This window comes from Dietzia sp. SYD-A1 (genome assembly GCF_015356725.1).
GTDB lineage: Bacteria > Actinomycetota > Actinomycetes > Mycobacteriales > Mycobacteriaceae > Dietzia.
On record NZ_JADDKI010000387.1, the window covers coordinates 1 to 6995 of the forward strand.

Genomic DNA, 6995 nt, shown 5'->3' on the forward strand with positions numbered 1-6995 from the left:
GCCAGGGCCCGCACCGAGGTGAGCACGTGCCTGCCCTGCCGGCGACCGTGCGGGGCGCTGCGGAGATAGCGTCGCCGGGCTCCGCGGTCCCCGACCACCGCGGCGACCTCGGGCTCGGTGAGGACCCCCTGATCCACCTCGGGGGCCAGGACGGCTCGCAGCCACTGCCGTTGCACCCGCGAGGCGCGCCGGGCGATTACGCGCACCACCACGATCGCGACCACGATCACCACCCCCAGCACGAGCGAGGCGTACGCGGTGCTGCCGAACACGGAGTTGCCGATGGCGTCGGCGGCGTCCCAGAGACAGTGGAAGGTCATGGTGGCGAGCATCAGCCCGGCTCCGAGGGCGCGGTTGCGCTCGGCGCGGGGCCGGCCGAGGAACCACACGAGCCCCGCGCAGAACAAGGCCGAGAACAGGGTGTGCGACACGATCCCCAGGCCGCTGCGGATCAGGATCGTCTGGACCGCCGACTCGATCTGCTCGGAGCCGAAGTTCGCGGCGGAGGTCTGCGCGGCGTAGAGCATGTCCTCGGCCACCTGGAACCCCAGGCCCGTGAAGGCGCCGATCATGAACCCGTCGTAGGGGCTGCGCACCAGGTGGGAGGCCAGCCCGAGGATCAGGACCAGTGCGGTGGCCTTGGCGAACTCCTCGATGACGGGCGCGGCGAACGCGGCGCCCCACGCCGTCGACCAGGCGGTACCGAAGAGCTTGCCGTACAGCGAGAGCAGGGCGTCGTTGGCGTGGACGGCCATCCAGAACGTGCCGGCGGTGCCACCCCACACGAAGACCGTGGCCAGCATCGTCACGGACCGCGGGATGGAGCGGTCATGGAGTCGCAGGAACAGCCACCATGCCCCGCCGTAGAGCGCGAAGGCGACGGCTCCCACAGCGACCGCGACCGGGTAGAGCCTGGCGGCCTGCGAGGCGATCTGAACCAGGCTCACCACCCCGGCGGCGATGCCCAGGAGCAGCACCCAGAACGCCGGGTTGCGCGGCTGCCACAGCCGGAAACCCTGACCCCATCCTGACTCCTCGAGCGCACGGTCCCGGGCGGCGAGGAGGTCCGGATCGGGGGCGGTGTCGCTGCTCGCCGAGACGGTAGGGGTGCTCATCTCGGTCCTCCGTAGGTCAGGCTGCGCAGCGCCGCCTCGATCTCGGTGGCGTCGGCGGTGGACTGGCCGGGCTGGGATCGGGCGGCGAAGGTGATGGCGGTGGGGGCGGAGTCGGACTCGTGGTCCCAGCGCCCGCCCGCAGCCGGGCCGGAGCCGGACGGCAGGACGAACGCGGCCAGGACGCCGTCCCCTGATGTGGAGGTGAACGGCTCGCTGGTGCCGACCAGGCCGCTGTCGGTCGTCACCGACTGCCGCGCACCCGACACCCGCACACCCTTCTCGCGGACCGACAGGTGCTTCTCGGCTTCCGCCAGCAGCGCGTCGACATCGCCGGCGAAGACCCCCTGGGTGGCCGAGATGGTGGTCCCCCCGTCTGTGACCGTCGCCGTGGTCCCCGCGTCCAGGGGTCCACTCGCGGGCTCGTCCCCGACCCGGACCCCTTGGGTGAGGTCCCATCCGACGGGCGGGGTGAAGTGCACGCCCTTGCCCAGATCGACGACGTCGCCGGCCGCGATCGGGTCGTTCCAGGAGACCGACCTGTCGAGCCAGGGCAGACCCAGTCCCCACACCAGGCCGATGGCCAGGACCACGGCCGCGGGGATCGCCTGGCTCCGGTCGAGGCCGAGAACACGGTGGTCGGAGTGGGTGCGAGAGGATTCCGGGGGGCTATCGGGAGGGGTCGTGGTGTTCACCCGTGAACATTTACACCTGCCGGCCGCGGCGCGGCGGGAATCGCGGTGAATCGGCCGGGGCGGGCGGGCGCCGACGGGAGCACCGTCCCGCCGGGCGTCGACGTCGGCGTCATCACCCCCTCGCGCACCGGGTAGGCCAGCACCGTCGAGAACCCGCATCCGGTTCCGTCCTCCCGGTGACGCGACCACACTGGGTCGCACAGTACGAGGAGGATCACCATGGCCAAGTACCTGTTGCTCAAGCACTACCGGGGCGCGCCGGAGCCGCCCAACAACGTGCCCATGACCGAGTGGGCGCCCGAGGAGGTCTCCGCCCACATCCAGTACATGAACGACTTCGCCGCCCGCCTGGAGGAGTCCGGCGAGTTCGTGGACGCCACCGCGCTGTCGGAGTCGGGGACGTGGGTGCGGTACGACGGCGAGGGCCGCCCGCCGCTCACGGACGGCCCGTTCCCCGAGACCAAAGACCTGATCGCCGGCTGGATGATCATCGACGTCGCCTCCTACGAGCGCGCCCTGGAGCTCGCGGCCGAGTTGTCCGCGGCCCCGGGTGCGGGCGGCGAGCCGATCCACGAGTGGCTGGAACTGCGGCCGTTCCTCGAGGCGCCGCCGGAGTCCGAGGGTTGACGCGGCCGGGCCGGGCAGGGCGGTCGCTCGGTGGTCGGGATCCCGCTCCGGGCGTACGGTGCGGGCATGACCAACCCCGAGCAGGACCCGACCCGGTCGTCCACGGAAGAGACCCTGGGGGCTCCGGTCCCCGAGACCCCGGGAGCCGGGGGCACCTCGGTGCAGCGGGACCCCGAGGACTGGGTGACCGGCGACGAGCCCATGACCGCCGCGCAGAAGAGCTACCTCGACACCCTCGCGCGCGAGGCCGGCGAGGAACTGCCCGCGACCCTGACCAAGGCGCAGGCCTCGGAGCACATCGACCGCCTGCAGAAGGGCAACCCGCGGACCTGACGCCGGCCCGCCGCGGATGAGATCATCGCGGCATGGCGAGAAACGACAAGCGGTTCGAGAAGGTCCACACCCAGAGCATGGGGTTCGGTAGCACCGTCGAGATCCTCAGGGACACCCAGACCGGGGTGTGCTATCTCTGGCGCTCGGGCGGATACGCCGGCGGACTCACCGCGCTGCTGGGCGCCGACGGCAAGCCCGTCGTGGACCCCTCGCTGTAGCCAGAGCTACCCGGGGATCCTCTGGGGGACCTGGCTGACCACCGAGGTCGAGGTGTCCCGGTCCGTGCCCGCCGAGGGCTGGGCGGATTCGCCCGTCACCGCGACCAGCGTGACCGCCAGAACCGCCACCGCGGCGAGCGCTGCGCCGACCCCCAACTCGAGGGTCGTCAACTGCATCCGCTGCCCCAGGACCTGGGGCGGCATGGTGGAGGTGGCCATGAATCTCCTCTTCCGGCTCGACGGCACATCCGCTGCTGTCGACTGCGGATGTGCTGTGGTCGCGGATGACCATAGTCCTCGATCGAGCCCGCCGGTAGAGGGGGGCCGAATCGCCGCCCTGACTCGTCGACGTCCCCGCAGCTCGCCCGGGGCGCCTCGGAGCGCTGCCGGGGCGGAACGACCGTGGGCGCACACGACCCCGGGGCGGTCACCCGTGGGGGAACCGCCCCTGAGGTCGTCTTCCTCACGTCGGTCTGACCGGATTCGACCCTACGACCCCTTGACCCCCAGGCGTCTGGACAGCTCTCGCGAGACCGACTTCCGCGTGATTCCGGGCGTCGGATCATGCAGGGCACGTCACGAGTCGCACGATTCTGGTCCCCGTCCGGTCCCCGTCCGTGATCGTGGAGCGCTGACCACCCATCGTCGCGGAGGCGTGCTCCTCCCCTCGGGAGGGAGCACCGAGAGTGGGCACATGGTGCACATCGGAGAGTTCGCAGCCCTGACCGGCCGCACGGTCAAGGCCCTGCCTCCTCGTCCCCCGGATGCCACGAGTGCCTGGTCGTCGAGTGGTCACAAATGAACGGGCGCGGGAAACCCCACCTGGGAGAACGCGATCAGGTGTGACCACTCGACGAGCGCGGGGAGCCTGAGACGAGACCTCGCGCGGTCGGCGGGCCCGCCGGCCCATCCGTGTGGCGCAGGTCTCCGAATCAGGGGCAGACGCTGAAAGGAGAACCGCCGTGAGTTCTCTCCCCGGTCCCCGCACCTGCCCGTTCCTCGCGATGGCCGGCATCGCGATCCTGGCCTCCGTGGCGGTTGTGGCGGCCCTCATGCCCGGAGCGGTCCTTCTCGGTGCGTCGATGGGGGGCGTCGCGGCCTCCGCCGAGCTGGCGGCCGGTGCGGCGCTCCATGCAGGCGGCGGGTGGGTGGTGCCCGCGCTGTTCAGCGTGATGGTGTTCGCCCTTGTCGTGGGCGCGACCGCGGTGTTACTGCGGGCTCCGGTGTCCTTGCCCGGTTCCCAGCGCTCTCGCCGGTCCGGCCCGAGCTCCCGAGCCCGCCCCGGCCCGCTGAGTCGCACGGAGTTCGCCCTGCGCCAGCCCGATCGGGCGTTGGGCGTCCGCATAGATCGTCTGCCGGGGATCACGGACTAGAGCCTCCCGGCTCCGATCACACCGGCCACCAGCGCCGGCCACCAGCACCGGCCACCAGCGCCGGCCACCAGCGCCGGCGCATCCACCCGTCCGGCTGCGGGTCGACCCGGCGAGTCTCGGGTGCGATCGAACCCCCCGAAAAAACGTCGAGAGCGCCCGTGACGATCCGGCGGCTCGTGACGTCTTAGTTGTGAAGTCGCCCATCGACAGGCCCGGCCGGGAGCCGGGCCGACCCACGAGGAGGAAGCATGTCGAACGCAATCCCCAAGACCGGTCGTGAGCAGTCTCGTGAGCAGCAGGCCGCCGAGGCCGCGGAGGCCACCGCGCAGGAGAAGGCTGTCGAGAACAAGCCCGCGCGCGGACCGCTCCAGACGTCCCGCGGGGTGACCACCCTGGACGACGGTGTCGTGGCCAAGATCGCCGGCATGGCCGCGCGTGAGGTCCCCGGCGTCTACGACATGGGCAACGCCGCCCGCCGCGCCTTCTCGGCGGTGACCGATCGCATCCCCAACGCCCAGACCAACGTCACCGGCGGCATCAGCGTCGAGAAGGGCGAGACCCAGACGGCGATCGACGTGACGGTGGTCGTGGAATACGGCGCCTCGATCGTCGACGTGGGCAACGCCATCCGGCGCAACGTCATCGACCAGGTCGAGGGCACCACCGGGCTCGAGGTGGTCGAGGTCAACGTCAACGTCACCGACGTCCGCCTGCCCCAGGACGACGACGACGACGACAACGGCCGCTCCGGCTCCGACAGCGGTCGCGGCACCGAGCTCCGCTGACCCCCCGACCCGTCCACCACTGCTGCACCGCGGGGGCGGGCCACCCGGCCCGGCCCCGCACACCCTGAGCGAGGAGTTCTCATGAAGACCACCCATCTCACTCTCCTGGTGGGGTTGTTCCTCGGCGCCGTCGCCGCGTTCGGCTCCCTCGGCCAGTTCCTCATCGTGCTGATCTTCGGCGTGATCGGTGTGGCCGTGGGCCTGGCCATGGAGGGCCGCGTCGAGATCAAGGGCCTCACCGATCGCCGGAGGGGGTGACCCGTGACCACCGCGCAACGAGGCCTGACCACCATCCCCGCCTCCGTCGTGGGGCGGATCGCCGAGCAGGTCGCCTCCGAATACGCCCACGTGGGCGGGCCCGCGGGAGGGCTACTGGGTGTGGGTGCGCGCCGGGACTTCGACTCGCGCCCGTCGGTGACCTGCGACCTCTACGGAACGGTCGCGGTGCTCCGGCTCGACGTCGGCGTCGCGTTCCCCGTGGACCTCGCCGAGACGTGCCGCGGTCTGCGCCGGCACGTGCAGGACAGGGTCGCCGAGCTGACCGGCCTGCAGGTGGGCCGACTGGACATCGAGATCTCGTGGCTCAACCCCGGGACCGCGACGAGAGGAGCACTGCGATGAGCGCACGACGCCGCGCGGGCGCACGCCCCCGCCGCAGCGGACTGATCAGACGGCCACCGCGCGCCGTCCCGGTGGTACTGCTCGCCGCGGCGCTCCTCATCGTGGGCGGCCTGGGGACCTGGGTGCTGGTGACCTACCTGGTCGACGACACCTGGCCCGCGGCGGCGTCCGCGACGGTGGAGACGATCTCGGGGACGGAACTCGGATCGACGGAGACGCGCATCGCCGCCGTGGTGCTGGCGGTGGTCGGGTGTGCCCTGCTGCTGTCCGCGATCGTGCCGGGACGCCCCTCGCGCGTGCTCGTACTGGGGGACGACGTCCCGGGTGAGACCGCCATCTCCCGACGGGACGTGGCCCGCCGCATCCAACGGCGCACCGAGAGCGTCGACGGGGTCCGCGGCGCCAGCGTGGCCGTGGGTCGACGCCGGGTCGACGTGGCGGTCGAGACCGTGGTCGACGACACCGCCCCGGTGACCCGCGGCGCCACCGCGGCCGTGGAGGAGGCGCTGGCCGAACTCCGGCCGCTCGGCCCGACGCGTCATCGTGTGCGCACCCACCGCAGAAGCTGAGAGGACGAGGTGTCATGCGAAGCCTTTCCGGAACCCGAAACCGCATCGTCCTGACGGTGGCGGCACTGGTCACCCTGACCGCCGCGGCGTGGCTGATCGCCGTGTCCTTCGCACTGGTCCCCGCGGGGTCGTCACTGTCGGGGCTGATGGTCCCGGCCGACTCGACGGTGGACGCCCTGGTGCAGGAGAACCGGGGGTGGGCCCTGCCGGCCGCGACCACCGCCTCCGTCCTGGCCCTGCTCGTCGGCCTGGGTCTGCTGCTCGCGCAGATCCCCACCGCGCCGGAGCACACCACGATGAGACTGCACGACGACGGCACGCCCCTGGCCTCCCTGGAACCCCAGGTCCTGGAGCGCGCACTCGCCGAGAGGGTGGAGGGGGTCCCCGGTGTCGACGAGGCCTCGGTGAGGGCCTCCGGCTCCACGACCTCCCTGCGGATTCTGGCCGAGGTGTCGGTGTCCGAGGACGCGCAGGTCGAATGGGCCGTCGCGGAGGCCCGACGGGTGCTCGCCACCGATCCGGAGACCGCGCTCGGGACCAGCCCGCTCTCGGTGGACCTGCTGGTCCGTGTGCGCACCCCGCGGTCGTCGTCCCGCACCGACCGCGTGGCCGTGCGCCACGGCGGGGCGGGCGGCGACCTGGTCTCCGAGCCGGCATGACCC

Annotated in this window: 12 protein-coding genes; 9 read left to right on the forward strand and 3 right to left on the reverse strand. The window is 72.0% G+C overall.

The window, feature by feature from the left end; translation table 11 throughout:
* The coding region (locus IY392_RS14225; RefSeq protein WP_194861561.1) for a PrsW family intramembrane metalloprotease at positions 1 to 1115 on the reverse strand (1115 nt) is incomplete at its 3' end.
* Complete coding sequence (locus IY392_RS14230; RefSeq protein WP_194861562.1) at positions 1112 to 1807, reverse strand: hypothetical protein; 696 nt, start codon at positions 1805 to 1807, stop codon at positions 1112 to 1114. The genes IY392_RS14230 and IY392_RS14225, both read right to left, overlap by 4 nt.
* Before the next feature lie 219 nt (positions 1808 to 2026).
* Between IY392_RS14230 and IY392_RS14235 the strand changes: the two genes are divergently transcribed.
* The 3 genes from IY392_RS14235 (at position 2027) to IY392_RS14245 (ending at position 2985) form a co-directional block, all read left to right on the forward strand.
* A complete protein-coding gene (locus IY392_RS14235) occupies positions 2027 to 2434 on the forward strand; it encodes a YciI family protein (RefSeq protein ID WP_194861563.1) in 408 nt (135 codons plus the stop codon).
* 66 nt (positions 2435 to 2500) lie between these two features.
* Complete coding sequence (locus tag IY392_RS14240) at positions 2501 to 2767, forward strand: DUF3072 domain-containing protein (RefSeq protein ID WP_182612993.1); 267 nt, start codon at positions 2501 to 2503, stop codon at positions 2765 to 2767.
* 32 nt (positions 2768 to 2799) lie between these two features.
* Entirely contained in the window at positions 2800 to 2985 is a 186-nt protein-coding gene (locus tag IY392_RS14245) for a DUF6440 family protein (protein ID WP_107757232.1), read from the forward strand.
* 6 nt (positions 2986 to 2991) lie between these two features.
* On the opposite strand, the gene IY392_RS14250 is transcribed toward IY392_RS14245, so the two are convergent.
* Positions 2992 to 3204, reverse strand: a complete 213-nt coding sequence (locus IY392_RS14250) for a hypothetical protein (RefSeq protein WP_107757231.1) — start codon at positions 3202 to 3204, stop codon at positions 2992 to 2994.
* A gap of 743 nt (positions 3205 to 3947) precedes the next feature.
* Here IY392_RS14250 and IY392_RS14255 point away from each other — a divergent pair.
* From IY392_RS14255 to IY392_RS14280, 6 genes are all read left to right on the forward strand, one after another.
* Positions 3948 to 4358, forward strand: a complete 411-nt coding sequence (locus IY392_RS14255) for a hypothetical protein (protein WP_107757230.1) — start codon at positions 3948 to 3950, stop codon at positions 4356 to 4358.
* Positions 4359 to 4606: 248 nt separating this feature from the next.
* Positions 4607 to 5143: an Asp23/Gls24 family envelope stress response protein gene (locus IY392_RS14260; protein WP_194861564.1), complete on the forward strand. Its 537-nt coding sequence runs from the start codon at positions 4607 to 4609 to the stop codon at positions 5141 to 5143.
* Positions 5144 to 5224: 81 nt separating this feature from the next.
* Positions 5225 to 5401 carry a hypothetical protein gene (locus IY392_RS14265; RefSeq protein ID WP_194861565.1) on the forward strand — a complete coding sequence of 59 codons (177 nt, stop codon included), beginning with the start codon at positions 5225 to 5227 and terminating at the stop codon, positions 5399 to 5401.
* Between the two features lie 3 nt (positions 5402 to 5404).
* Complete coding sequence (locus IY392_RS14270) at positions 5405 to 5764, forward strand: Asp23/Gls24 family envelope stress response protein (protein WP_194861566.1); 360 nt, start codon at positions 5405 to 5407, stop codon at positions 5762 to 5764.
* Positions 5761 to 6333 carry a DUF6286 domain-containing protein gene (locus IY392_RS14275; RefSeq protein ID WP_194861567.1) on the forward strand — a complete coding sequence of 191 codons (573 nt, stop codon included), beginning with the start codon at positions 5761 to 5763 and terminating at the stop codon, positions 6331 to 6333. The genes IY392_RS14270 and IY392_RS14275 overlap by 4 nt, the downstream gene beginning before the upstream one ends.
* Before the next feature lie 14 nt (positions 6334 to 6347).
* Entirely contained in the window at positions 6348 to 6992 is a 645-nt protein-coding gene (locus tag IY392_RS14280; RefSeq protein ID WP_194861568.1) for a hypothetical protein, read from the forward strand.
* Positions 6993 to 6995 lie beyond the last annotated feature (3 nt).